This window comes from Bradyrhizobium sp. UFLA05-89, from assembly GCF_059803475.1.
This window is the reverse complement of sequence record NZ_JBANBA010000003.1, coordinates 140,856-163,376: the sequence shown is the minus strand read 5'-3', so window position 1 is coordinate 163,376 and position 22,521 is coordinate 140,856. Positions and strand designations below refer to the sequence as shown.

At 62.8% G+C, this 22,521-nt stretch carries 35 protein-coding genes; 1 reads left to right on the top strand and 34 read right to left on the bottom strand.

Annotated features, from left to right (window positions below; genetic code table 11):
- Positions 1 to 25: 25 nt before the first annotated feature.
- Complete coding sequence (locus SO139_RS02945) at positions 26 to 403, bottom strand: winged helix-turn-helix transcriptional regulator (RefSeq protein WP_449377260.1); 378 nt, start codon at positions 401 to 403, stop codon at positions 26 to 28.
- Between the two features lie 119 nt (positions 404 to 522).
- Here SO139_RS02945 and SO139_RS02940 point away from each other — a divergent pair, with 119 nt between their 5' ends.
- A complete protein-coding gene (locus SO139_RS02940) occupies positions 523 to 1,536 on the top strand; it encodes a zinc-binding alcohol dehydrogenase family protein (protein WP_449377261.1) in 1,014 nt (337 codons plus the stop codon).
- A gap of 135 nt (positions 1,537 to 1,671) precedes the next feature.
- Here the strand turns inward: SO139_RS02940 and SO139_RS02935 are convergent, their stop codons facing one another.
- The 33 genes from SO139_RS02935 to rpsL all read right to left on the bottom strand — a co-directional run bounded on the left by SO139_RS02935 (position 1,672) and on the right by rpsL (position 22,144).
- Positions 1,672 to 2,178 (bottom strand): hypothetical protein, encoded by a 507-nt coding sequence (locus tag SO139_RS02935; protein ID WP_449377262.1) that lies wholly within the window; start codon positions 2,176 to 2,178, stop codon positions 1,672 to 1,674.
- A gap of 62 nt (positions 2,179 to 2,240) precedes the next feature.
- Entirely contained in the window at positions 2,241 to 2,537 is a 297-nt protein-coding gene (locus SO139_RS02930; RefSeq protein ID WP_449377263.1) for a DUF1330 domain-containing protein, read from the bottom strand.
- Positions 2,538 to 2,868: 331 nt separating this feature from the next.
- A complete protein-coding gene (gene rplQ, locus SO139_RS02925) occupies positions 2,869 to 3,285 on the bottom strand; it encodes a 50S ribosomal protein L17 (protein WP_027520940.1) in 417 nt (138 codons plus the stop codon).
- 121 nt (positions 3,286 to 3,406) lie between these two features.
- Positions 3,407 to 4,438 carry a DNA-directed RNA polymerase subunit alpha gene (locus SO139_RS02920; RefSeq protein WP_449377264.1) on the bottom strand — a complete coding sequence of 344 codons (1,032 nt, stop codon included), beginning with the start codon at positions 4,436 to 4,438 and terminating at the stop codon, positions 3,407 to 3,409.
- 115 nt (positions 4,439 to 4,553) lie between these two features.
- Positions 4,554 to 4,943, bottom strand: coding sequence for a 30S ribosomal protein S11 (gene rpsK, locus SO139_RS02915; protein ID WP_007603045.1), 390 nt, complete (start codon positions 4,941 to 4,943; stop codon positions 4,554 to 4,556).
- A gap of 128 nt (positions 4,944 to 5,071) precedes the next feature.
- On the bottom strand, positions 5,072 to 5,440 hold the full coding sequence (gene rpsM, locus SO139_RS02910; RefSeq protein ID WP_283036034.1) for a 30S ribosomal protein S13: 369 nt from the start codon (positions 5,438 to 5,440) through the stop codon (positions 5,072 to 5,074).
- Between the two features lie 187 nt (positions 5,441 to 5,627).
- Positions 5,628 to 6,521, bottom strand: coding sequence for an adenylate kinase (locus tag SO139_RS02905; protein ID WP_449377265.1), 894 nt, complete (start codon positions 6,519 to 6,521; stop codon positions 5,628 to 5,630).
- Positions 6,522 to 6,780: 259 nt separating this feature from the next.
- The gene (gene secY / locus SO139_RS02900; protein ID WP_449377266.1) at positions 6,781 to 8,115 is read right to left on the bottom strand and encodes a preprotein translocase subunit SecY; all 1,335 of its coding nucleotides are present in this window, start codon (positions 8,113 to 8,115) and stop codon (positions 6,781 to 6,783) included.
- 149 nt (positions 8,116 to 8,264) lie between these two features.
- Positions 8,265 to 8,750, bottom strand: coding sequence for a 50S ribosomal protein L15 (gene rplO, locus SO139_RS02895; protein ID WP_283036038.1), 486 nt, complete (start codon positions 8,748 to 8,750; stop codon positions 8,265 to 8,267).
- Between the two features lie 76 nt (positions 8,751 to 8,826).
- Positions 8,827 to 9,021: a 50S ribosomal protein L30 gene (gene rpmD, locus SO139_RS02890; RefSeq protein ID WP_027520947.1), complete on the bottom strand. Its 195-nt coding sequence runs from the start codon at positions 9,019 to 9,021 to the stop codon at positions 8,827 to 8,829.
- A gap of 25 nt (positions 9,022 to 9,046) precedes the next feature.
- Complete coding sequence (gene rpsE / locus SO139_RS02885) at positions 9,047 to 9,622, bottom strand: 30S ribosomal protein S5 (RefSeq protein ID WP_027520948.1); 576 nt, start codon at positions 9,620 to 9,622, stop codon at positions 9,047 to 9,049.
- A 47-nt stretch (positions 9,623 to 9,669) separates the two neighbouring features.
- A complete protein-coding gene (rplR, locus tag SO139_RS02880; protein WP_007603036.1) occupies positions 9,670 to 10,032 on the bottom strand; it encodes a 50S ribosomal protein L18 in 363 nt (120 codons plus the stop codon).
- Positions 10,033 to 10,043: 11 nt separating this feature from the next.
- Positions 10,044 to 10,577, bottom strand: a complete 534-nt coding sequence (rplF, locus tag SO139_RS02875; protein WP_449377267.1) for a 50S ribosomal protein L6 — start codon at positions 10,575 to 10,577, stop codon at positions 10,044 to 10,046.
- A gap of 16 nt (positions 10,578 to 10,593) precedes the next feature.
- Positions 10,594 to 10,992 carry a 30S ribosomal protein S8 gene (gene rpsH / locus SO139_RS02870; RefSeq protein WP_027554158.1) on the bottom strand — a complete coding sequence of 133 codons (399 nt, stop codon included), beginning with the start codon at positions 10,990 to 10,992 and terminating at the stop codon, positions 10,594 to 10,596.
- Positions 10,993 to 11,006: 14 nt separating this feature from the next.
- Entirely contained in the window at positions 11,007 to 11,312 is a 306-nt protein-coding gene (gene rpsN, locus SO139_RS02865) for a 30S ribosomal protein S14 (RefSeq protein WP_027520952.1), read from the bottom strand.
- Positions 11,313 to 11,358: 46 nt separating this feature from the next.
- Positions 11,359 to 11,916: a 50S ribosomal protein L5 gene (gene rplE / locus SO139_RS02860; protein ID WP_449377268.1), complete on the bottom strand. Its 558-nt coding sequence runs from the start codon at positions 11,914 to 11,916 to the stop codon at positions 11,359 to 11,361.
- The gene (rplX, locus tag SO139_RS02855; protein WP_449377269.1) at positions 11,909 to 12,223 is read right to left on the bottom strand and encodes a 50S ribosomal protein L24; all 315 of its coding nucleotides are present in this window, start codon (positions 12,221 to 12,223) and stop codon (positions 11,909 to 11,911) included. Before rplX ends, rplE begins: the two co-directional genes overlap by 8 nt.
- Positions 12,223 to 12,591: a 50S ribosomal protein L14 gene (gene rplN, locus SO139_RS02850; protein WP_027520955.1), complete on the bottom strand. Its 369-nt coding sequence runs from the start codon at positions 12,589 to 12,591 to the stop codon at positions 12,223 to 12,225. The genes rplX and rplN overlap by 1 nt, the downstream gene beginning before the upstream one ends.
- A gap of 86 nt (positions 12,592 to 12,677) precedes the next feature.
- Positions 12,678 to 12,926, bottom strand: a complete 249-nt coding sequence (gene rpsQ, locus SO139_RS02845) for a 30S ribosomal protein S17 (protein WP_027520956.1) — start codon at positions 12,924 to 12,926, stop codon at positions 12,678 to 12,680.
- A 13-nt stretch (positions 12,927 to 12,939) separates the two neighbouring features.
- Complete coding sequence (rpmC, locus tag SO139_RS02840) at positions 12,940 to 13,146, bottom strand: 50S ribosomal protein L29 (RefSeq protein ID WP_027520957.1); 207 nt, start codon at positions 13,144 to 13,146, stop codon at positions 12,940 to 12,942.
- A 5-nt stretch (positions 13,147 to 13,151) separates the two neighbouring features.
- Positions 13,152 to 13,565 (bottom strand): 50S ribosomal protein L16, encoded by a 414-nt coding sequence (gene rplP / locus SO139_RS02835; protein WP_027520958.1) that lies wholly within the window; start codon positions 13,563 to 13,565, stop codon positions 13,152 to 13,154.
- A 29-nt stretch (positions 13,566 to 13,594) separates the two neighbouring features.
- Positions 13,595 to 14,311, bottom strand: a complete 717-nt coding sequence (gene rpsC / locus SO139_RS02830) for a 30S ribosomal protein S3 (protein WP_027520959.1) — start codon at positions 14,309 to 14,311, stop codon at positions 13,595 to 13,597.
- Positions 14,312 to 14,328: 17 nt separating this feature from the next.
- On the bottom strand, positions 14,329 to 14,715 hold the full coding sequence (gene rplV, locus SO139_RS02825) for a 50S ribosomal protein L22 (RefSeq protein ID WP_008549264.1): 387 nt from the start codon (positions 14,713 to 14,715) through the stop codon (positions 14,329 to 14,331).
- 10 nt (positions 14,716 to 14,725) lie between these two features.
- Positions 14,726 to 15,004: a 30S ribosomal protein S19 gene (rpsS, locus tag SO139_RS02820; RefSeq protein ID WP_008963465.1), complete on the bottom strand. Its 279-nt coding sequence runs from the start codon at positions 15,002 to 15,004 to the stop codon at positions 14,726 to 14,728.
- A 12-nt stretch (positions 15,005 to 15,016) separates the two neighbouring features.
- Complete coding sequence (rplB, locus tag SO139_RS02815) at positions 15,017 to 15,850, bottom strand: 50S ribosomal protein L2 (protein ID WP_027520961.1); 834 nt, start codon at positions 15,848 to 15,850, stop codon at positions 15,017 to 15,019.
- A 12-nt stretch (positions 15,851 to 15,862) separates the two neighbouring features.
- Complete coding sequence (locus SO139_RS02810; protein WP_027520962.1) at positions 15,863 to 16,165, bottom strand: 50S ribosomal protein L23; 303 nt, start codon at positions 16,163 to 16,165, stop codon at positions 15,863 to 15,865.
- Positions 16,162 to 16,782, bottom strand: coding sequence for a 50S ribosomal protein L4 (rplD, locus tag SO139_RS02805; protein WP_027520963.1), 621 nt, complete (start codon positions 16,780 to 16,782; stop codon positions 16,162 to 16,164). The genes SO139_RS02810 and rplD overlap by 4 nt, the downstream gene beginning before the upstream one ends.
- A 1-nt stretch (position 16,783) precedes the next feature.
- Complete coding sequence (gene rplC, locus SO139_RS02800) at positions 16,784 to 17,500, bottom strand: 50S ribosomal protein L3 (protein WP_449377270.1); 717 nt, start codon at positions 17,498 to 17,500, stop codon at positions 16,784 to 16,786.
- 52 nt (positions 17,501 to 17,552) lie between these two features.
- Positions 17,553 to 17,861, bottom strand: coding sequence for a 30S ribosomal protein S10 (rpsJ, locus tag SO139_RS02795; RefSeq protein WP_002712302.1), 309 nt, complete (start codon positions 17,859 to 17,861; stop codon positions 17,553 to 17,555).
- Positions 17,862 to 17,948: 87 nt separating this feature from the next.
- Positions 17,949 to 19,139: an elongation factor Tu gene (tuf, locus tag SO139_RS02790; RefSeq protein WP_449377271.1), complete on the bottom strand. Its 1,191-nt coding sequence runs from the start codon at positions 19,137 to 19,139 to the stop codon at positions 17,949 to 17,951.
- A gap of 40 nt (positions 19,140 to 19,179) precedes the next feature.
- Positions 19,180 to 21,252: an elongation factor G gene (fusA, locus tag SO139_RS02785; protein WP_449377272.1), complete on the bottom strand. Its 2,073-nt coding sequence runs from the start codon at positions 21,250 to 21,252 to the stop codon at positions 19,180 to 19,182.
- Positions 21,253 to 21,286: 34 nt separating this feature from the next.
- The gene (gene rpsG, locus SO139_RS02780; RefSeq protein WP_063701818.1) at positions 21,287 to 21,757 is read right to left on the bottom strand and encodes a 30S ribosomal protein S7; all 471 of its coding nucleotides are present in this window, start codon (positions 21,755 to 21,757) and stop codon (positions 21,287 to 21,289) included.
- A gap of 15 nt (positions 21,758 to 21,772) precedes the next feature.
- Positions 21,773 to 22,144, bottom strand: coding sequence for a 30S ribosomal protein S12 (gene rpsL / locus SO139_RS02775; RefSeq protein WP_007603006.1), 372 nt, complete (start codon positions 22,142 to 22,144; stop codon positions 21,773 to 21,775).
- Between the last annotated feature and the right edge of the window lie 377 nt (positions 22,145 to 22,521).

Here is a 22,521-nt window from a genome sequence, read left to right as displayed (position 1 = left end):
GAGCGGCACGTCCGCTCCCGGACACTTACGCTGCGCGCTTCGCCTTCCTCACGACCACCGGCGGCGGCGCGCAGGACAGCCGTTCCTGGTGGCTTTCACCCCAGGCTTTCAGGATATCGATCACCGGCCGCAGGCTCTCGCCGAGCTCGGAGAGACAGTATTCCACCCGCGGCGGCACTTCCGCATAGACCTTGCGGATGACGAGCTTGTCCTCCTCCAGCGCGCGAAGCTGTTTGGTCAGCATGCGCTGGGTGATGCCGGGCATCAGGCGACGCAATTCGCCGAAGCGCTGCGTGCCGCCCTGGAGGTGATAGAGGATCACGCCCTTCCATTTGCCGTCGATCAGGTCGAGCGTGGCCTCGACCGAGCACCCCGGCCGCCGGGCAAAATTGCGCCGTTTCATGCGTGTTTTCCCAATAGTATCCAAACAGGGACTATATCCCCATTTTTACAGTACTTGCAAAATCGGAGCTACCCGGACACTTAACCTGGCGATCTCACCTTCTGATGGAGACTTGAGACATGAAGGCCGTCGGCTACAAAAAATCGCTTCCGATCGAGGATCAGGATTCCCTGATCGATTTCGAAACCGCAAAGCCGGAGCCGAAGGGGCGCGACATCCGCGTCGCGGTAAAGGCGATCTCGGCCAATCCGGTCGACTTCAAGGTGCGCAAGCGCGCTGCCCCGCCCGAAGGCGAGGTCAAGATTTTGGGCTACGACGCGGCCGGCGTGATCGATGCGGTCGGGCCTGATGCCACGCTGTTCAAGCCGGGCGACGAGGTGTTTTACGCCGGCTCGATCCTGCGCCAGGGCACCAATGCCGAATTCCACCTGGTCGACGAGCGCATCGTCGGCCTCAAGCCGAAATCGCTCTCATTCGCGCAGGCTGCCGCGCTTCCCCTCACCTCCATCACCGCGTGGGAATTGCTGTTCGACCGCCTCGGCGCCGTGCCTGGCAAGAGCGTCGATCCGCGCACGCTCCTGATCACGGGCGGCGCAGGCGGCGTCGGCTCGATCCTGATCCAGCTTGCGCGCCGCCTCACCGGCCTCACGGTGCTCGCGACCGCGACGCGGCCGGAGTCGCAGAAATGGTGCCTCGATCTCGGCGCACATGCTGTGATCGATCACGGCAAACCGATGAAGGAGCAGATCGGGAAACTCAAGCTGCCGCCGGTCGCGGTGGTGGCAAGCCTCACCTTCACCGACCAGCACTACAAGGCGATCGCCGAATTCATGGCGCCGCAAGGCAGGTTCGGCCTGATCGACGATCCCCCGGAATTCACGATGGCCGTGTTCAAGGGCAAGGCAATTTCGGTGCACTGGGAATCGATGTTCACGCGCTCCTCGTTCCAGACGCCTGACATGGTCGCGCAGCATCACCTGCTGGGTGACGTCGCCGACCTCATCGACAAAGGCGTGCTTCGCACGACGATCGATCAGACCTTTGGCACGATCAACGCGACGAACCTCAAGCGCGCACATGCGCTGCTCGAAAGCGGCAAGTCGCGCGGCAAGATCGTGCTGGAGGGATGGTAGTTACATCGTTGGTGCGAAGGGTGGGCAAAGGCGCTCTTGCGCCGTACCCACCATCTCTCCACGTGCGTGATAGAAGTGTGGGCACGCTTCGCTTTGCCCACCCTACGATTGCTACAATTGCTACGTTCTACGCTCTCACTTCGCCTGAGCGGCCGTCTGGAGCGCCTTCCAGTCGAATTTCTCGGCGAGCGCCAGTCCCTCCTCCTCGGTAAGGCCGTCAAAGGAAAGATTGAACAGCGCGTCCTTGCCGAGCGCCACGATGAGCGTGCCTGATTTCTGCGGGTTGTTGTAGTTCTTGAGCACCTGCATTCCGCGCATGGTTGCGGACATGACATGACCGTCCGGAGTCTGGATGTTCATTCCGCTCTGGATCGGCGCCAGCGCTCCAGTGGCCGCCTGCCCGACCATGACCGCGGCCTGCAGATGCGCCGAGCCGCGCGTGTATTCGCGCGTCGCCGTGGTCATGCTCGTATCGGACATCTGCATCGACATACCATCCGGCTTCTTGCCTTCCCATCCGGCAAGGTCGACCAGGAGCGGCAGCAGCCGCTGAAACGGCTGGTCGGCGTGTGACGGCGAAAGCGGCCACAAGATCACCAGTGCAACGAAGAAACAGAAAACCTTGAATCGCGACTGAAGCATTCTCTTCTCCCGGTTGGGCTAACCGGGCGAGCATAGCAACCCTTCGTTGCACCAGAAAGACCTCACCCAGGCGGTACGCCGTCGACAAATATCAGCCGTCGCTCCAGCGCAGTCCTCCGCAACTTCAGCGCCTCGGCATATTCGACCGAGGCGTACCATTGGCGCGCACGCACTATCGATGGAAACTCGACGATGATGATGGTCCTGGCCGGCGGACCGCCCTCCACGACCTCTGCGGCGCCGCCGCGTACGAGGTAGCGGCCGTCATATTGTGCGATCGTCTTTGCGGCGAGCGTGCGATAGGCCTCCATGGCGCTCTTATCGTGGACCTCGACCTCGGAGATAACATAGGCGGGCATGCGGCACCCTCTTGTTGAGCATGATCTTCTCGGAAAACCGCTGCGCACTTTTCTGGATCATGCCCTACGCAATGATGTTGACGATGGAAATGTCGGGCGCCATCGGCGGCTCCGCAATTGGCACTCACTCATGCGTGAGGAAGGCATTCCCGTAGGATGGGCAAAGCTTTGTAGGGTGGGCAAAGGCGCTCTCGCGCCGTGCCCACCACTTCTGCTGCGGCACGCAAAGTGGTGGGCACGCTTCGCTTTGCCCACCCTACAATTCTCTACCCGCAAAACAAAAGCGGCGCCCGAGAGCGCCGCTTTCTCAAACTCTAAACTGCCGACAGGCTTACGCCGCTTCGGCTTCCTTCGCCTGGGACGGACCGGAGTCCTGGCCCTTGGCATCGACGTCGCGGTCGACGAACTCGATCACGGCCATCGCGGCGTTGTCGCCGTAACGGAAGCCGGCCTTGATGATGCGGGTGTAGCCGCCCTGGCGGTCCTTGTAGCGGGTCGCGAGCGTGTCGAAGAGTTTCTTGACCATGTCGACGTCGCGCAGCTCCGCGATCGCCTGACGACGGAGCGAGAGGCCGCCCTTCTTGCCGAGGGTGACGAGCTTCTCGACGATCGGACGCAGCTCCTTCGCCTTGGGCAGCGTGGTGACGATCTGCTCGTGCTTGATGAGCGAAGCCGCCATGTTGGCGAACATCGCCTTGCGGTGCTCGGCCGTGCGGTTGAGCTTCCGATGAACCTTGCCGTGACGCATGTAACTATTCCTTATTTTAGAACTGCCGCGACGGTTCGTCGGACCAGTTGCTCAGGTGGGCTTCCTGCGTTCGCCCATAAAAATGACGGCCGGGGACGCCGGCCGTCACGGTGAAGTCAGATCAGTAGTGATCTTCGAAGCGCTTGGCGAGCTCGTCGATGTTCTCCGGCGGCCAGCCCGGCACTTCCATGCCGAGGTGCAGACCCATCTGGGCCAGCACTTCCTTGATCTCGTTCAGCGACTTGCGGCCGAAGTTCGGGGTGCGGAGCATTTCCGCCTCGCTCTTCTGCACGAGGTCGCCGATGTAGACGATGTTGTCGTTCTTCAGGCAGTTGGCCGAACGCACCGACAGCTCGAGCTCGTCCACCTTCTTGAGGAAGGCCGGGTTGAAGGCGAGGTCCGGGATGATCTCCTGGGCGACTTCCTTGCGCGGCTCTTCGAAGTTGACGAACACGTTGAGCTGATCCTGGAGGATGCGCGCAGCGTAGGCCACCGAGTCATCCGGCGTGATCGCGCCGTTGGTCTCGATCGTCATGGTCAGCTTGTCATAGTCGAGGATCTGGCCCTCGCGGGTGTTCTCGACCTTGTAGGAGACCTTGCGAACCGGCGAGTAGAGGCTGTCGACCGGAATCAGGCCGATCGGCGCGTCCTCGGGACGGTTACGCTCGGCGGGCACGTAGCCCTTGCCGGTCGAGACCGTGAACTCCATGCGAATCTCGGCACCGTCGTCGAGGGTGCAGATCTGCAGGTCCGGGTTGAGCACGGTGACGTCGCCGACGGTCTGGATGTCGCCGGCGGTAACCACGCCCGGGCCCTGCTTCTTCACGACCATGCGCTTGGGGCCTTCGCCCTGCATCTTGATCGAGATGTCCTTGATGTTGAGGACGATGTCGGTAACGTCCTCACGGACGCCCGCGATCGAGGAGAACTCGTGCAGCACGCCGTCGATGTGCACCGACTGCACGGCGGCGCCCTGAAGCGACGACAACAGGATGCGGCGCAGCGCGTTGCCGAGTGTCTGGCCGAAGCCACGCTCGAGCGGCTCGGCGACGATGGTCGCAAAGCGGGCCGGATCGCTACCCGGGGATACCTGGAGCTTGTTCGGCCGAATCAGTTCTTGCCAATTTTTCTGGATCGTCACTGTTTCACCCATACAGGCCAGTCAGTCTGCCATTGCCGACACTGGCGTTGGAGAAAGGCCGCAAGTCACGCTTGCGGCTTCGCAAAGCAAAGTCATCGCGGACGACGACGGCGCCCGCGACCTCGTATCAAACACGCCTACGCTTGCGCGGGCGGCAACCATTGTGCGGGATCGTGGTCACGTCGCGGATCGAGGTGACGGTGAAGCCCGCAGCCTGCAACGCGCGCAGCGCCGACTCGCGGCCCGAACCGGGACCGGCGACCTCGACTTCCAGCGTGCGCATGCCGTGTTCCTGCGCCTTCTTGGAAACGTCCTCCGCAGCGACCTGCGCTGCATACGGGGTCGACTTACGCGATCCCTTGAAACCCATGGTGCCCGCCGACGACCAAGCGATCGTGTTGCCCTGCGCATCGGTAATGGTGATCGTCGTGTTGTTGAACGACGAGTTCACGTGCGCAACGCCGGAGGCGATGTTCTTGCGCTCACGACGGCGAACGCGGGTGGCTTCCTTGCCCATAGAGTACCTTTCCTGGAGATCTCAAACGCCGCCGTAATGCCAGCGGCTACACCTGTGAAAATGCGAGTGGCGAATGGCGAGTAGCGAATGCAATCATTCGCCACTTCCTATTCGCCATTCGCGTCGAATTACTTCTTCTTGCCGGCGATTGCCTTGGCCGGGCCCTTGCGCGTGCGCGCATTGGTGTGGGTGCGCTGACCGCGCACCGGCAGGCCGCGACGATGGCGCAGGCCGCGATAGCAGCCGAGGTCCATCAGACGCTTGATGTTGATGCCGACCTCGCGACGCAAATCGCCCTCGACGAGATAGTCGCGGTCGATGACTTCGCGGATCTGGAGCACTTCCTGGTCACTGAGCTGATTGACGCGACGATCCTCGGGGATCTTCACCTTCTCCATGATGTCACCGGCGATCTTGGGGCCGATGCCATGGATGTACTGCAGCGCGATCAGCACGCGCTTGTTGGTGGGAATGTTTACGCCGGCAATACGGGCCACGGCCTTCTCTCCTGTTGCCGATCCCTCGTCAGGAATCGGGCTTTAAGTGCTTGCTTTCTCGGGCAGGTGTTCACAAACGCGAACACGACGCCCACCCCCGGTCTTCCTGGGGCCCGGCATCGTCTGAAACTATCCGACTTGGATGCGGGGCTTATTAAGGGATTCCGGGGGGTTTCGTCAACCGCTGCTAGCGCTTAGCTCGCTTTTTCGTGACCTTTTTTTGACCCTTCTTCGGACCCTTTTTGGCGGTCTTTTTGACGGTCGTCTTGGCGGTCTTTTTTGCGGCTTTCTTGGTTCCTTTGGCGGCCTTCTTGGCGGACTTGGCCGCCTTCTTGGCTACTTTTGCGGGCTTTTTGACCGTTTTGGTAGCCTTTTGCGCACCCTTCCTGGCTGGAACCACCCGGGCCGCAGTATCGACCGCAGTCTTGGCATGGGCGGTCTTGGCGTGGGCAGTTTTGGCGTGGGCGGTTTTGGCGTGGGTCTTGGGCTCGACCGCCCCCAGCGCCAGCAGAAGGCGGTGGATGGCGCGGCTGACCTCCTCGATGGTCATCATGCCATCGACGGTCGAGAGCTTGCGCCGCTCGGAATAGTAGTGAATCAGCGGTTCCGTCTGGCTGCGGTAGCTGGCGAGTCGCTTGGTCAGGACCTCCGGGGTGTCGTCAACCCGGACCTCCTCGCCGCGTTCGCGCATCTGGGCGACGCGGGTCTCGACCCGATCGAGCAGTGCGCTTTCGTTGACCCTGAGCTCGATCACGCCGTCGAGCTTGAGGTGCCTGTGCTTCAACAACTCGTCCAGCGCCTCAGCCTGCGGCACGGTGCGCGGGAAGCCGTCGAGAATGAAACCCTTCTTGGCATCGGGCTGCTCGATCCGGTCGGCGATGATTCCGACCACGACGTCGTCGGGCACGAGGCCGCCGCCAGCCATGATCTCCTTTGCCTTCAGCCCGACCGGCGTTCCCGCCGCAACCGCAGCGCGAAGCATCTCGCCGGTCGAGAGCTGCACGATGCCATAGCGTTCGATCAGCCGTTGCGCCTGGGTCCCCTTGCCTGACCCCGGCGGTCCCAGAAGGATAATTCTCATCGGCGTTCGCCCCCCGGATCGGTGAGCGATAGGTCGCGCACCTGTGTTTGAAGATCGAGACCAGTGCAAACCACAATCAGCGCCGTACCACCACCCATAATGACACGGCGACGCCTTGCCGCAAGCGACGAAGGCTTTGGGAATCGGTCTGCACGGTCAGGTAGACGGCTCGAGCCGCCCCCGTCAACGCTACCAACGGAATAGTTCTGAACGGGGAGCAGCCACCGATCGCAACGGCGACCGGGACGCAAGTCCGAACTTACCTGTTGCGGCGGCCGCGTAGCTTCGACTTCCGGATCAACCCCTCATACTGGTGAGCCAGCAGGTAACCCTGAACCTGCGCCACCGTGTCCATGGTGACACTGACCACGATCAACAGCGACGTGCCACCAAAGTAGAAGGGCACCGAGGCGTAGGAAATCAGAATTTCCGGGATCAAACAGACAATCGCGAGGTAGATCGCGCCGATGACGGTGATGCGCGACAGCACGTAGTCGATGTATTCGGCGGTGCGCTCGCCGGGACGGATGCCCGGGATGAAGCCGCCGTGCTTCTTCAGGTTGTCAGCGGTCTCGGTCGGGTTGAACACGATCGCGGTGTAGAAGAACGCGAAGAACACGATCAGCGCCAGGTACATGATCAGGAACAGCGGCCGGCCGTGGCCGAGCTGCGTCGTGAGCCACTGGAACCATTCCGGTCCCTTGCCGGCGTTGAAGTTCGCAACCGTCGTCGGCAGCAGGAGCAGCGAGGACGCGAAGATCGGCGGGATGACGCCCGAGGTGTTGAGCTTGAGCGGCAGATGCGAGGACTGGCCCTCGAACATCTTGTTGCCGACCTGTCGCTTCGGATACTGGATCAGGAGCCGGCGCTGCGCGCGCTCCATGAACACGATGAAGGCGATCACGGCGACCGCCATGATGATGACGATCAGGATCAGGCCGGTCGACATCGCGCCCTGACGGCCGAGTTCGAGCATGTTGGCGAGCGCCGAGGGCAGCTCGGCGACGATGCCGGACAGAATGATCAGCGAGATACCGTTGCCGATGCCGCGCGAAGTCACCTGCTCGCCCAGCCACATCAGGAACATGGTGCCGCCGGTGAGCGTGATCGCGGTGGAGAGACGGAAGAACAGGCCGGGGTCGCTGACGACGTTGCCGGCGCCTTCCAGACCGACCGCAATGCCATAGGACTGGAACGCGGCCAGGATCACGGTGAGGTAGCGGGTGTACTGGTTCAGCGTCTTGCGGCCCGCCTCGCCTTCCTTCTTCAGCGCCTCGAGTTGCGGCGAGACGGTGGTGAGGAGCTGGATGATGATCGAGGCCGAGATGTACGGCATGATGTTCAGTGCGAAGATCGCCATGCGGTGGATACCGCCGCCGGCGAACATGTTGAACATGCCGAGGATGCCGCCCGCCTGCGAGCGGAACACCTGCTCCCAGATGTTGGGATCGATACCGGGCAGCGGGATGTAGGTGCCCAGCCGATAAACGAGCAGCGCACCCAGGGTGAACCAGATGCGCTTCTTCAGTTCGTCGGCCTTGGCGAGCGCGCCGAAATTGAGATTGGCTGCCAGTTGTTCCGCTGCTGAGACCATGTTGGGCTTTCTCCCGCCGCCTACTGCGCCGTCATACCCGCGGCCGGGCTACTTGGGCGGACGCCGGACATTATCTGGTGCACGGCTTCGATAAGTCCATCGTCCAGCATGCGTAAAGGCCCGCGAGCCGCGGGCCAATGACGCAGATGTTACGCCGCCTCACCTTCTTCGGTGGCAGGCGCGAGGATCTTCACCGAGCCGCCGGCCTTCTCGACCGCCGCGATCGCGGACTTCGAGGCGCCGTGCACTTCGATGTTGAGCTTGGCCTTGAGCTCGCCGCGGCCGAGCAGCCGGACGCCAGCCTTGGAGCGGCGCAGCACGCCGGCCTTCACCAGCGCTTCGGCATTCACGACGCTGCCAGTGTCGAGCTTCTTGGCATCGACGGCATCCTGGAGCCGATCGAGATTGATCTCGGCGAACTCGACGCGGAAGATGTTGTTGAAGCCACGCTTGGGCAGACGGCGATGCATCGGCATCTGGCCGCCTTCGAAACCCTTGATGCGCACGCCCGAACGCGCGGTCTGGCCTTTGCCGCCGCGGCCGGACTGCTTGCCCTTGCCCGAACCGATGCCGCGGCCGACGCGCATGCGCTTCTTGCGCGAGCCGGGATTGTCGGCGATATCGCTGAGCTTCATCGCCCTTCTCCTTGTTTCTTGCGCATGATCCTACCCGAAAACCGGTATCCAGTTTTCGAGATCATGCGCCGCTTGCTTACTTCCCGTCGACGATGCGGACGAGATGGTGAACTTTCTCGATCATGCCACGAACCGCCGGGGTGTCCGGCAGTTCGGCGACACGGCCGATCTTGTTGAGCTTGAGCCCGATCAGCGTCGAGCGCTGCGAGTGATGGCGGCGGATCGCGCTGCCGATCTGCTCGATCTTGATCGTCTTGGCGGCCTTGGCCATTTTTTAAAACTCCGAAAAGCTTCCGTTAGTCGGCAGCCGCCTCGGCATCGCCGCCGATACGACGGGACTGCAGGGTGGACACCTTGATGTTGCGGCGGGCCGCGACCGAGCGCGGCGAATCCTGGTGCTTCAACGCATCGAAGGTCGCGCGCACCATGTTGTAGGGGTTCGACGAGCCGATCGACTTCGCCACTACGTCCTGGACGCCCAGCGTCTCGAACACGGCGCGCATCGGACCGCCGGCGATGATGCCGGTACCGGCCGGGGCGGCACGCAGGTAGACACGGCCCGCGCCGTGACGGCCGGCGATGTCGTGATGGAGCGTGCGGCCCTCGCGCAGCGACACGCGGGTCAGGTTGCGCTTGGCGGATTCGGTCGCTTTCCGGATCGCCTCAGGCACTTCGCGCGCCTTGCCGTGACCGAAGCCGGCACGGCCCTTCTGGTCGCCAATCACGACCAGCGCTGCGAAGCCGAAGCGCTTGCCGCCCTTGACCACCTTGGCGACGCGGTTGATGTGGACGAGCTTGTCGACGAACTCGCTGTCGCGCTCCTCGCGCTCCTTGCGTTCACGTCCGCCGCGGTGTTCGCGTTCACCTGCCATGGTTTTTCCAATCCTTCAGAGGCTTACGCCTCAATCCTCAAATTCTGTTAGAAGCTCAGGCCGCTCTCACGCGCAGCATCGGCAAGAGCCTTGACGCGCCCGTGATAGAGATAGCTGCCGCGATCGAACACGACTTCCTTGACGCCCTTCTCCGCGGCGCGCTCGGCGAGCAACTTACCGACCGCCTTCGCCGCATCGATGTCGGCGCCGGTCTTGCCGCCATCGCGCATCGACTTCTCGAGCGATGAGGCAGAGGCCAGCGTCTCGCCCTTCAGGTCGTCGATGACCTGGGCGTAGATGTGCTTGGACGAGCGGAACACCGACAGGCGCGGACGGCCGCCACCGGAGCGGCGCAGCTTCAGTCGCACACTCCGCTTGCGCCGGGCATTCGTAACCTTGGCTTTGGACATGACCGGCTCCGTTACTTCTTCTTGCCTTCCTTGCGGAAGATGAATTCGCCAACATACTTCACGCCCTTGCCCTTGTAGGGCTCCGGCGGGCGATAGCCGCGGATCTCGGCCGCGACCTGGCCGACGCGCTGGATATCACTACCCGACACCGTGATCTCGGTCGGCTTCGGCACGGCGATCGTGATCCCTTCCGGGATCGCATAGATCACGTCGTGGCTGTAGCCGAGCGCGAGCTGCAGGTTCTTGCCCTGCATCGCGGCGCGGTAACCGACACCGGTGATTTCGAGCTTCTTCTCGAAGCCCTTCGTGACGCCCTCGACGAGGTTCGCAACCTGAGCGCGAGCGGTGCCGTACAGCGCCCGCGCGCGATTGGTGTCGAGCCGCGGCTTGACCTTGACCTGGCCGTTCTCGAGCTTCACCTCGACGTCGTCATGGACGACGAACTGAAGCTGGCCCTTTGGCCCCTTCATCTTGACGGTCTGCCCATCGACGGTCGCGGTAACGCCCGACGGCACCGTCACAGGCTTTTTGCCAACACGTGACATGGATCGAAAATCCTTCTCAGAACACCGTGAAGAGGACTTCGCCGCCCACATTCGCGTCGCGCGCGCTGTGGTCGGCCATGATCCCCTTTGGCGTCGACAACACCGAAATGCCGAGCCCGTTGTTGACCCGCGGCAGGTTCTTCACCGAGGCGTAAACGCGACGCCCGGGCTTGGAGACACGTTCGATTTCGCGGATGACGGGCTCGCCGTCGAAATACTTCAGCTCGATCTCGATCTCGCTGCGGCCCGAGGAATGCTCAAGCGTGGCATAGCCGCGGATGTAGCCCTCGGTCTTCAGCACCTCGAGCACATTCTCGCGCATCTTCGAGCCAGGCGTGGAAACCTTGGTCTTGGAGCGCATCTGCGCATTGCGGATGCGGGTGATCAGATCGCTGATTGGATCGTGCGTAGACATCTAAACGACCCTCCTTACCAGCTCGACTTCACGAGGCCCGGGACCATGCCCTTGGAGCCAAGTTCACGCAGCGCGATACGGGACAGCTTGTTCTTGCGATAGTTCGAGCGCGGGCGGCCCGACAGCTCGCAACGCAGACGGATGCGGGTCGCCGACGAGTTGCGCGGCATTTCCGCCAGCTTCAACGTCGCAGCGAAGCGCTCCTCCATCGGGAGCTTCTTGTCGGCGATGATCGCCTTCAACCGCTCGCGCTTGGCGGCGGCGTTCTTCACCATCCGCTTGCGCCGGTTGTTCTTCTCGATTGAACTCTTCTTTGCCATGCTTGGCTCCTGGGTATCCGCGTTTGAGAGGCTTTTGGTCAGCGTCTCACTGCCGGAACGGGAAATTGAAAGCGGTCAACAAGGCCCTCGCCTCTTCGTCGGTCTTGGCCGTGGTGCAGACGGTGATGTCCATACCGCGGGCTTCCGTGACCTTGTCGAAGTCGATCTCGGGGAAAATGATGTGCTCCTTGATGCCGAGCGAGTAGTTGCCGCGGCCGTCGAAGCTCTTCGGGTTCAGGCCGCGGAAGTCGCGGACGCGCGGCAGCGCGACCGTCACCAGGCGATCGATGAACTCGTACATGCGGGCCTTGCGCAGCGTGACCTTGCAGCCGATCGGCTGGTTCTCACGCAGCTTGAAGGTCGCGATCGCGATGCGCGAATAGGTCACGATCGCCTTCTGGCCGGCGATCTGGGTCAATTCGGCAGCGGCGTTCTCGGCCTTCTTGCGGTCGTTGACGGAATCGCCGACGCCCATGTTCAGCACGACCTTGTCCAGCCGCGGAACCTGCATGACGTTCTCGTAGCCGAACTTCTCGGTCAGGGCGACGCGGATCTTCGCGTCATATTCCGCGCGCAGGCGCGGCACGTAAGCTGTCTCAGCCATCGATCTCAGCTCCCGAGCTCTTGGCGATGCGGACCTTCTTGCCGTCCGCCTGAATCTTGAATCCGATGCGCGTCGGCTTTCCGTCCTTGCCGAGATACGCGATATTGGACAGTTGGATCGGCGACTCTTTCGAGATGATGCCGCCCTCCTGGTTCTGGGTCTGCTTCTGGTGGCGCTTGACCATGTTGATGCCACGCACCAGCGCCGTGCCGGCGTCCGGACGCACCTCGAACACCTCCCCGGTGCGACCCTTGTCGCGGCCGGTCAGCACGACGACCTTGTCGCCCTTGCGGATCTTCGCAGCCATCACAGCACCTCCGGCGCGAGCGAAATGATCTTCATGTGGTTCTTGGCGCGCAACTCGCGCGGCACCGGCCCGAAGATACGGGTACCGACCGGCTCGGCCTGGTTGTTGATCAGGACGGCGGCGTTGCGGTCGAAGCGGATGACCGAACCGTCGGGGCGGCGGATGTCCTTGCGGACACGCACCACGACGGCCTTCATCACGTCGCCCTTCTTCACCTTGCCACGCGGAATCGCTTCCTTGATCGATACGACGATGATGTCGCCGATGGTGGCGTAGCGGCGCTTGGAGCCTCCGAGCACCTTGATACACATGACACGGCGTGCGCCAGAATTGTCGGCCACGTCGAGGTTGGTCTGCATCTGAATCATTGATGCACCTCGTCCTCTTTCTCTTTTGCGCCAGCCTGGCCAGCGCTCAACATTTCCCTGAAGTCAGTCGGCTAAGTGCCGGCAGCTCAGGCGCTTTTCTTGTGTTCGCCCCGGATCACGACCCAGCGCTTCAACTTCGAAATCGGCTTCGATTCCTCGATCCACACCACGTCGCCCGGCTTGAACTGGTTGTTCTCGTCGTGCGCGTGATAGTTCTTCGAACGGCGGATCGTCTTCTTGTAGATCGGGTGCGTGAAGCGGCGATCGACGCGCACCACGATGGTCTTGGCTTGCTTGTCGCTGACGACCACGCCCTGCAAAGTACGTTTCGGCATCTTCGTAAGCCTCTTACTTCTTCTTCGCGCGCTGCTGCGCGGCGACGGTCTTGATCCGGGCGATGTCACGGCGAGCCTCGCGCAGGCGCGAGGTGTTCTCGAGCTGCCCGGTGGCACGCTGGAAGCGCAGGTTGAAGCGCTCCTTCTTCAGGTTCAGGACGGCGTCATCCTGCTGGTCGGGGCTCATCGCGCGGATGTCTTCGATCTTCATCTGGGCCATGGCCATTACTCCGCAATGCGCTCGACGAAGCGCGTCTTGATCGGCAGCTTGGCGGCAGCCAAAGTCAGCGCCTCGCGCGCGGTCTGGTTGTTGACGCCGTCGATCTCGAACAGCACCCGGCCGGGCTTGACGCGCACGACCCACAATTCCGGCGAGCCCTTGCCGGAGCCCATGCGGACTTCGGCCGGCTTCTTCGACACGGGAACGTCGGGGAATACGCGGATCCAGACGCGGCCGGCGCGCTTCATGTGGCGGGTCAGCGCGCGGCGGGCGGCCTCGATCTGGCGCGCGGTGACGCGCTCAGGCTCGGTTGCCTTCAGCCCGAACTGGCCGAACGCCAACGTCGCGCCCGAAGACGCAACGCCGTGGATGCGGCCCTTATGCGCCTTCCGGAACTTCGTTTTCTTAGGTTGCATCATGGCTTTAAGCCCTCAAATTCTGTGCTGGCTCAGGCCGCAGCGTCGCGACGCTGCCGGCCGCCACCGCTGCCACCACCCTCGCCTTCGGCCATTCTCTTGTCCTGGGCCATCGGATCGTGCTCGAGGATCTCGCCCTTGAAGATCCAGACCTTGACGCCGCAGGTGCCGAAGGTCGTGAACGCGGTCGCGACGCCGTAGTCGATGTCAGCGCGCAGCGTGTGCAGCGGCACGCGACCTTCGCGGTACCACTCCATGCGCGCGATTTCCGCACCGCCCAGACGACCCGAGCAGTTGATGCGGATGCCCTCCGCGCCGAGACGCATCGCCGACTGCACGGCGCGCTTCATGGCGCGACGGAACGCAACGCGGCGCTCGAGCTGCTGCGCGATCGATTCGGCGACCAGCGTCGCATCGAGCTCCGGCTTGCGGATCTCGACGATGTTGATCACGACGTCCGACGAGGTGATGTCGGCCACCTTCTTGCGCAGCTTGTCGATGTCGGCGCCCTTCTTGCCGATCACCACGCCCGGACGAGCCGAGTGGATGGTGACGCGGCACTTCTTGTGCGGACGCTCGATCACGATGCGGGCGACGGCCGCCTGCTTGAGCTCCTTGTGCAGGATCTCGCGGATCTTGACGTCCTCGTGCAGCAGCTTGCCGTATTCCTGCTTGCCGGCGAACCAGCGGGAATCCCAGGTCCGGTTGATGCCGAGACGCAGACCGATCGGATTGATCTTTTGACCCATCGTTTTCTCCTGCGTCCTTAAGCGGCCGCTTCGGCTTCGACCTGACGAACGATGATCGTCAGCTGCGAAAATGGTTTGTAGACACGGCCCGAGCGACCACGGCCGCGGGCGGCAAAGCGCTTCATCACCAGCCCGTTGCCGACGAAGGCCTGCGCCACGACGAGATCGTCGACGTCGAGATCGTGATTGTTCTCGGCGTTGGCGATAGCCGATTCCAGGCACTTCTTCACGTCGACAGCGATCCGCTTGCGCGAAAACTGCAAATCGGCGAGCGCAGCAGACGCCTTGCGGCCGCGAATGAGCTGGGCCACCAGGTTGAGCTTCTGCGGGCTCACCCGCAGCATCCGGGCGACCGCCTTGGCCTCGTTGTCGGCGAGGCTCCGTTCGCGCTTAGGTTTGCTCATGACTTAATCCTCAAGCCTTCTTGGCTTTCTTGTCGCCGGAGTGGCCATGGAAGGTCCGCGTCGGCGAGAACTCGCCGAACTTGTGACCGACCATTTCCTCGTTGACCGCCACCGGCACGTGCTTCTGACCGTTGTAGACGCCGAAGGTCAGGCCGACGAACTGCGGCAGGATGGTCGAGCGACGGCTCCAGATCTTGATGACGTCGTGACGGCCGGACGCACGCGCCGCATCTGCCTTCTTGAGCAGCGACGCCTCGACGAACGGGCCTTTCCAGACTGAACGAACCATGTCCGGCGTTCCTTACTTCTTCCGCTTGTGGCGGCTTAGGAGAATGAATTTGTTGGTCGACTTGTTGGTGCGGGTCTTCTTGCCCTTGGTCGGCTTGCCCCACGGGGTGACCGGGTGGCGACCGCCCGAGGTACGACCTTCACCACCGCCGTGCGGATGGTCGATCGGGTTCATGGCAACACCGCGGTTGTGCGGGCGACGGCCCATCCAGCGCTTGCGGCCGGCCTTGCCGATCGAGGTGTTCATGTGATCCGGGTTCGACACCGCGCCGATCGTGCCGCGGCAACGACCGTGCACCAGGCGCTGCTCGCCCGAGTTCAGGCGGATGATCACGTAGTCCTGGTCGCGACCGACAAGCTGGGCGTAGGTGCCGGCCGAACGCGCGAGCTGGCCACCCTTGCCTATCTTGGTCTCGATGTTGTGGATGATCGTGCCGACCGGCATGTTGCCGAGCGGCATGACGTTGCCCGGCTTCACGTCGACATAGTTGCCCGCGATGATGGTATCACCCACGGCCAAGCGCTGCGGCGCCAGGATGTAGGCCTGCTCACCGTCCTGATACTTGATCAGCGCGATGAAGCCGGTGCGGTTCGGGTCGTACTCGAGCCGTTCGACGGTCGCGGGAACGTCGATCTTTTCGCGCTTGAAGTCGACGGTGCGCAGCGTCTGCTTGTGGCCGCCGCCGCGGAAGCGCACGGTGATGCGACCGGTGTTGTTGCGGCCGCCCGAGGACTTCTTGCCTTCGGTAAGCGCCTTGACCGGCTTGCCCTTGTAGAGGGCCGAACGATCGACCATCACCAGCTGGCGCTGGCCCGGCGTCGTGGGATTGAATGTCTTCAGTGCCATCGTCGTAGGACCTTACAGACCGGTGGTCACGTCGATCCGGTGACCCTCTTCGAGGGTCACGATCGCGCGCTTGGTGTTCGACTGCGAGCCGAGATTGCCGCGGAAGGCCTTGACCTTGCCCTTGCGGACAAGCGTGTTGACGCTCTTGACCTTGACGTCGAACAGCTTCTCGATCGCTTCCTTGATCTGCGGCTTGGTCGCCTTGGCGGCCACCTTGAACAGAACCTTGTTGTGCTCCGAGGCAATCGTCGCCTTTTCGGTCACGACCGGCGACAGGATCACGTCGTAGTGGCGAGCCTCGATGTTCTTCGTCATTTGAAGCGCGCCTCCAGCGCATCGATGGCGGCCTTGGTCAGAACGAGCTTCTGACGGCGCAGGATGTCGTAGACGTTGATGCCCTGGATCGGCAGCACGTCCATGTTCGGGATGTTGCGGGCCGCCGCGGCGAAGCCCTGGTTGAGCTCGGCGCCGTCGATGATCAGCGCGTTGGTCAGGCCCAGGCCCGAGAAGTGGCCGAGCAGCGCCTTGGTCTTGGCGGCCTCGAGCGCTGCCTTCTCGATAACGACGAGATCACCGTCCTTGGCCTTGGCCGACAGCGCATGCTTCAGCGCCAGCGCGCGGACCTTCTTCGGCAGATCGGAGGCGTGCGAGCGCACCACCGGACCGAATGCACGGCCACCGCCACGAAACTGCGGCACGCGGGCCGAACCGTGACGAGCACCGCCGGTGCCCTTCTGCTTGTACATCTTCTTGCCGGTGCGCCAGATCTCGGCGCGGCCCTTGGCCTTGTGGGTGCCGGCCTGACGCTTGTCGAGCTGCCACTTCACGCAGCGCGCGATGATGTCCTCGCGCGGCTCGAGGCCGAAAATGGCGTCGGAGAGCTGGACCGAACCGGCTTCCTTGCCCTCAAGGGTGGTGACTTTCAATTCCATCTCACGCACCCTCCTGCTGGGCCGCAGCCTCGGCTTCGCCGCCGGCAACCTTGAACTTGCCCGGCTTCGGAGCTTCCTTCGGCAGCGGCTTCTTGACGGCGTCGCGCACGCGGATCCAGCCGCCCTTGGAGCCGGGAACGGCGCCTTCGACGAGGATCAGGCCGCGCTCGACATCGGTCTGGACGACGCGAAGGTTGAGCGTGGTGATGCGATCGACACCCATGTGGCCGGGCATCTTCTTGTTCTTCCAGGTCTTGCCGGGATCCTGACGGCCACCGGTCGAACCGATCGAGCGGTGCGAGATCGACACACCGTGCGTGGCGCGCAGACCGCCGAAGTTCCAGCGCTTCATACCGCCGGCAAAGCCCTTACCGACCGAGGTGCCGGTGACGTCGACGAACTGGCCGACGACGAAGTGATCGGCCTGGATCTCGGCGCCAACCGGGATCATGGCATCCGCGGTGACGCGGAATTCCTCGACCTGCCGCTTCGGCTCGACCTTGGCGACCGCGAACTGACCGCGCTCAGCCTTGGGCATGTACACGGTCTTGCGGCTGCCAGCGCCAAGCTGGAGCGCGACGTAACCGTTCTTCTCTTCGGTGCGGTGGCCTACGACCTGGCAATTGCCGAGCTTCAGCACGGTCACGGGGATATGTTCGCCGGCCTCCGTGAAGACCCGCGTCATCCCGACCTTTTGTGCGATCACTCCGGAGCGCATCGGCTTGCTTCCTGTTCTTTCTGTCCGCTTTCGCGAACGGGATCCAAAAATCTTAGAGCTTGATCTCGACGTCGACACCGGCGGCCAGGTCGAGCTTCATCAGAGCATCGACGGTCTGCGGGGTCGGATCGACGATGTCGAGCAGACGCTTGTGGGTGCGCATCTCGAACTGTTCGCGGCTCTTCTTGTCGACGTGCGGCGAACGGTTGACGGTGAACTTCTCGATGCGGGTCGGCAGCGGAATGGGTCCGCGAACCTGCGCGCCGGTGCGCTTCGCCGTATTCACGATCTCACGGGTCGACGTATCGAGAATACGATGGTCGAACGCCTTGAGACGAATGCGAATATTTTGGCCGTTCATTGCCGTGGTCTTTCTTCTCAGGTGAGTGGCGAGTAGCGAGTAGCGAGTAGAGATCTACTCGCCATTCGCCATTCCCTATTCGCGTAATTATTCGATGATCGAGGCGACGACGCCGGCGCCGACGGTACGGCCGCCTTCGCGGATCGCGAAGCGGAGCTTCTCTTCCATCGCGATCGGCACGATCAGGTGCACTTCCATCGCGATGTTGTCGCCCGGCATCACCATCTCGGTGCCTTCCGGCAGGTGCACGACACCGGTCACGTCGGTGGTGCGGAAGTAGAACTGCGGACGGTAGTTGGTGAAGAACGGGGTGTGGCGACCGCCCTCGTCCTTGGTGAGGATGTAGGCCTCAGCCTTGAACTTGGTGTGCGGCTTGACCGAACCGGGCTTGCAGAGCACCTGGCCGCGCTCGACTTCCTCGCGCTTGGTGCCGCGGAGCAGCGCGCCGATGTTGTCGCCGGCCTGGCCCTGGTCGAGCAGCTTGCGGAACATTTCGACGCCGGTGACGGTGGTCTTGGTGGTCGCACGCAGACCGACGATCTCGATTTCGTCGCCGACCTTGACGATGCCGCGCTCGACACGGCCGGTCACCACGGTGCCGCGACCCGAGATCGAGAACACGTCTTCCACCGGCATCAGGAACGGCTGGTCGATCGGACGCTCCGGCTGCGGGATGTACTCGTCGACGTTGCGCATCAGCTCGAGGATGGCCTCGTGGCCGAGCTTCTTGTCGGAGTCTTCGAGAGCGGCCAGCGCCGAGCCCTTGACGATCGGGATCTTGTCGCCGGGGAATTCATACTTCGAGAGCAGCTCGCGGACTTCGAGCTCGACGAGCTCGAGCAGCTCCGGATCGTCGACCATATCGCACTTGTTGAGGAACACGACGAGCGCGGGCACGCCGACCTGGCGGGCGAGCAGGATGTGCTCGCGGGTCTGCGGCATCGGGCCGTCAGCGGCCGACACGACCAGGATCGCGCCGTCCATCTGGGCAGCGCCGGTGATCATGTTCTTCACGTAGTCGGCGTGGCCGGGGCAGTCGACGTGCGCGTAGTGGCGGTTCTTGGTCTCGTACTCGACGTGCGCGGTCGAGATGGTGATGCCGCGCGCCTTCTCTTCCGGCGCCTTGTCGATCTGGTCGTACGCCGTGAACGTCGCACCACCGGTTTCAGCGAGGATCTTGGTGATCGCCGCGGTCAGCGACGTCTTGCCATGGTCGACGTGACCGATGGTGCCGATGTTGCAGTGGGGCTTGTTACGTTCAAACTTTGCTTTGGCCATTTGACTCTCCGTTCAATCGTCAGCTCGAGACCGACGACAATCAGGCAAACTTCTTCTGGACTTCTGCCGACACGTTGGCCGGCGCTTCTGCGTAGTGGTCGAACTGCATGGTGAAGGTCGCGCGACCCTGGCTCATCGAGCGCAGGTTATTCACGTAACCGAACATGTTCATGAGCGGCACCATCGCGTTGATGACGTTGGCGTTGCCGCGCATGTCTTGACCCTGGATCTGACCGCGCCGGGAGTTCAGGTCGCCGATGACCGAGCCGGTATAGTCTTCCGGGGTCACCACCTCGACCTTCATGATCGGCTCGAGCAGGACGGACTTGCCCATCTGCAGCGCTTCACGGAAGCAGGCGCGCGAAGCGATTTCGAAGGCGAGCGCCGACGAGTCGACGTCGTGGTACTTACCGTCGACGAGCTGCACCTTGACGTCGACCACGGGGAAGCCCGCGACCACGCCGGAGGAGAGCACGCTCTCGAGGCCCTTCTCGACGCCGGGGATGTATTCCTTCGGCACCGCGCCGCCGACGATCTTCGATTCGAACTCGAAGCCCTTGCCGGCTTCGTTAGGCTCGACGATGAACGACACGGCCGCGAACTGGCCGGTACCGCCGGTCTGCTTCTTGTGAGTGTAGCTGTGCTCCACCTTCCTGGTGATGCGCTCACGGAATGCCACCTGCGGCGCGCCGATGTTGGCATCGACCTTGTAGGTGCGCTTGAGGATGTCGACCTTGATGTCGAGATGGAGCTCGCCCATGCCCTTGAGGATGGTCTGGCCGGACTCGTGGTCGGTCGACACGCGGAAGGACGGATCCTCCGCGGCGAGCTTGGCCAGCGCCACGCCCAGCTTCTCCTGGTCGGCCTTGGACTTCGGCTCGATCGCGATCTCGATGACCGGCTCGGGGAATTCCATCTTTTCCAGAATCACCTGCTTGTCGGGATCGCACAGTGTGTCACCGGTGCGCGCTTCCTTCAGGCCGGCCAGCGCGACGATGTCGCCGGCATAGGCTTCCTTGATGTCCTCGCGGTTGTTCGCATGCATCAGCAGCATGCGCCCGATGCGCTCCTTCTTCTCGCGGGTCGAGTTCACGACGCCGGTGCCCGACGACAGAATGCCCGAATAGATGCGGCAGAAGGTGATGGTGCCGACGAACGGGTCGTCCATGATCTTGAACGCGAGCAGCGCGAGCGGCTCCTTGTCGTCCGCCTTGCGCACGACTTCGTTGCCCTTGTCGTCGGTGCCCTTGATCGCGGGCACGTCGAGCGGCGACGGCAAATAGTCGACGACGGCGTCGAGCAGCGGCTGCACGCCCTTGTTCTTGAACGCCGAGCCGCACAGCACGGGATAGAAAGCGCCGGTGAGCACGGCCTTGCGGATCAGCCGCTTCAGCGTCGCTTCGTCCGGCTCCTTGCCATCGAGATAGGCGGCCATGGCATCGTCGTCGAGCTCGACGGCGGCTTCCACCATCTTCTCGCGGTATTCCTTGGCCTGGTCGACGAGGTCTTCCGGAATGTCGACATAGTCGAACTTCGCGCCGAGCGCTTCATCGTTCCAGACGACGCCCTTCATCTTCACGAGGTCGACGAGACCCTTGAAGTTGTTCTCGGCACCGATCGGAAGCTGGATCGCAACGGGCTTGGCGCCGAGGCGGTCGACGATGTCGGACAGACACTTGAAGAAGTCCGCGCCGATCTTGTCCATCTTGTTGGCGAAGACGATGCGCGGAACCTTGTACTTGTCGCCCTGGCGCCAGACCGTCTCGGTCTGGGGCTCGACGCCCTGGTTCGAGTCGAGCACGCAGACGGCGCCGTCGAGCACGCGAAGCGAACGCTCGACCTCGATGGTAAAGTCGACGTGGCCGGGCGTGTCGATGATGTTCAGACGCTTGCCGGCCCAGAACGCCGTGGTCGCAGCCGAGGTGATCGTGATGCCACGCTCCTGCTCCTGCTCCATCCAGTCCATCGTCGCGGCACCTTCGTGCACTTCGCCGATCTTGTGGCTCTTGCCGGTGTAATAGAGGATGCGCTCGGTCGTCGTGGTCTTGCCGGCGTCGATATGCGCCATGATACCGAAGTTACGGTAGTCCTCGATGGCATGTTGGCGGGGCATGGGTCGTTCCTTGCGAGTCCGTTAGGTGTCGCCGTTACCAGCGATAATGCGAGAAGGCACGGTTGGCTTCGGCCATCCGGTGCACGTCTTCACGCTTCTTGACGGCGTTCCCCCGGTTATTCGATGCGTCCAAGAGCTCCGCCGAGAGCCGCTCGGTCATCGTCTTCTCGTTGCGCTCGCGGGCCGCGGCGATCAGCCAGCGGATGCCCAGCGCCTGCCGGCGGGTCGAGCGGACCTCAACCGGAACCTGATAGGTCGCACCGCCGACGCGGCGGGAGCGCACTTCGATCGTGGGCATCACGTTCTCAAGCGCCTGCTCGAACACGCCGAGCGGGTTCTGCTTGGTCTTGGTTTCGATGATGCCGAGCGCACCGTAGACGATGCCTTCGGCGACCGACTTCTTGCCGGCGTACATCACCGAGTTCATGAACTTCGTGATCACGATGTTCCCGAACTTGGGATCCGGCAGAACTTCGCGCTTTTCCGCTGAGTGGCGACGAGACATGGAAGAGGTTCCCGCTTACTTCGGACGCTTCGCGCCGTATTTCGAACGACGCTGCTTACGGTTCTTGACGCCCTGGGTATCCAGCACGCCGCGGAGGATGTGGTAGCGCACGCCGGGCAAGTCCTTGACGCGGCCGCCGCGGATCATGACCACCGAGTGCTCCTGGAGGTTATGGCCCTCACCAGGGATGTAGCCGATCACCTCGAAACCATTGGTCAGACGCACCTTGGCGACCTTACGAAGCGCCGAGTTCGGCTTCTTCGGCGTCGTGGTGTAGACGCGCGTGCACACGCCGCGCTTCTGCGGCGACTGCTGCAGCGCCGGCACCTTCTTGCGCGACTTCTGCACTTCACGCGGTTGTGCGATCAGCTGGTTGATCGTCGGCATCCTGGCCTTCACCCTTTTTCTGCCGCGGTCCCTTTCAGGCCCGCAAATTCTTCTTCCGGACTACCCGCCCGATGGGGCCGCTTAGCACGGAACGATCCGCACAAAGCGAAATCGCGCCAACCGCTCCATCAACGAGCGGAAAGCGCTTCGACGCCACAGAGGACCGCAGTCTTTGAACCGATCAGCATAAAGCCGACGGCCGCGTACCGAGGTCATGCATCCGAGTTTGATCTCAAGAGAACGAGCTCTAGAGAACTAAAATCGCACTGGCATTGCCTAGCTATGATCGACAGCGTTTGAGCGGCATTCGTCGAGGTTGGTGCCCACTTTACGATCCCAATGGGATCACGCGGGTGGCCCGTTCCGACGTTGGCGAT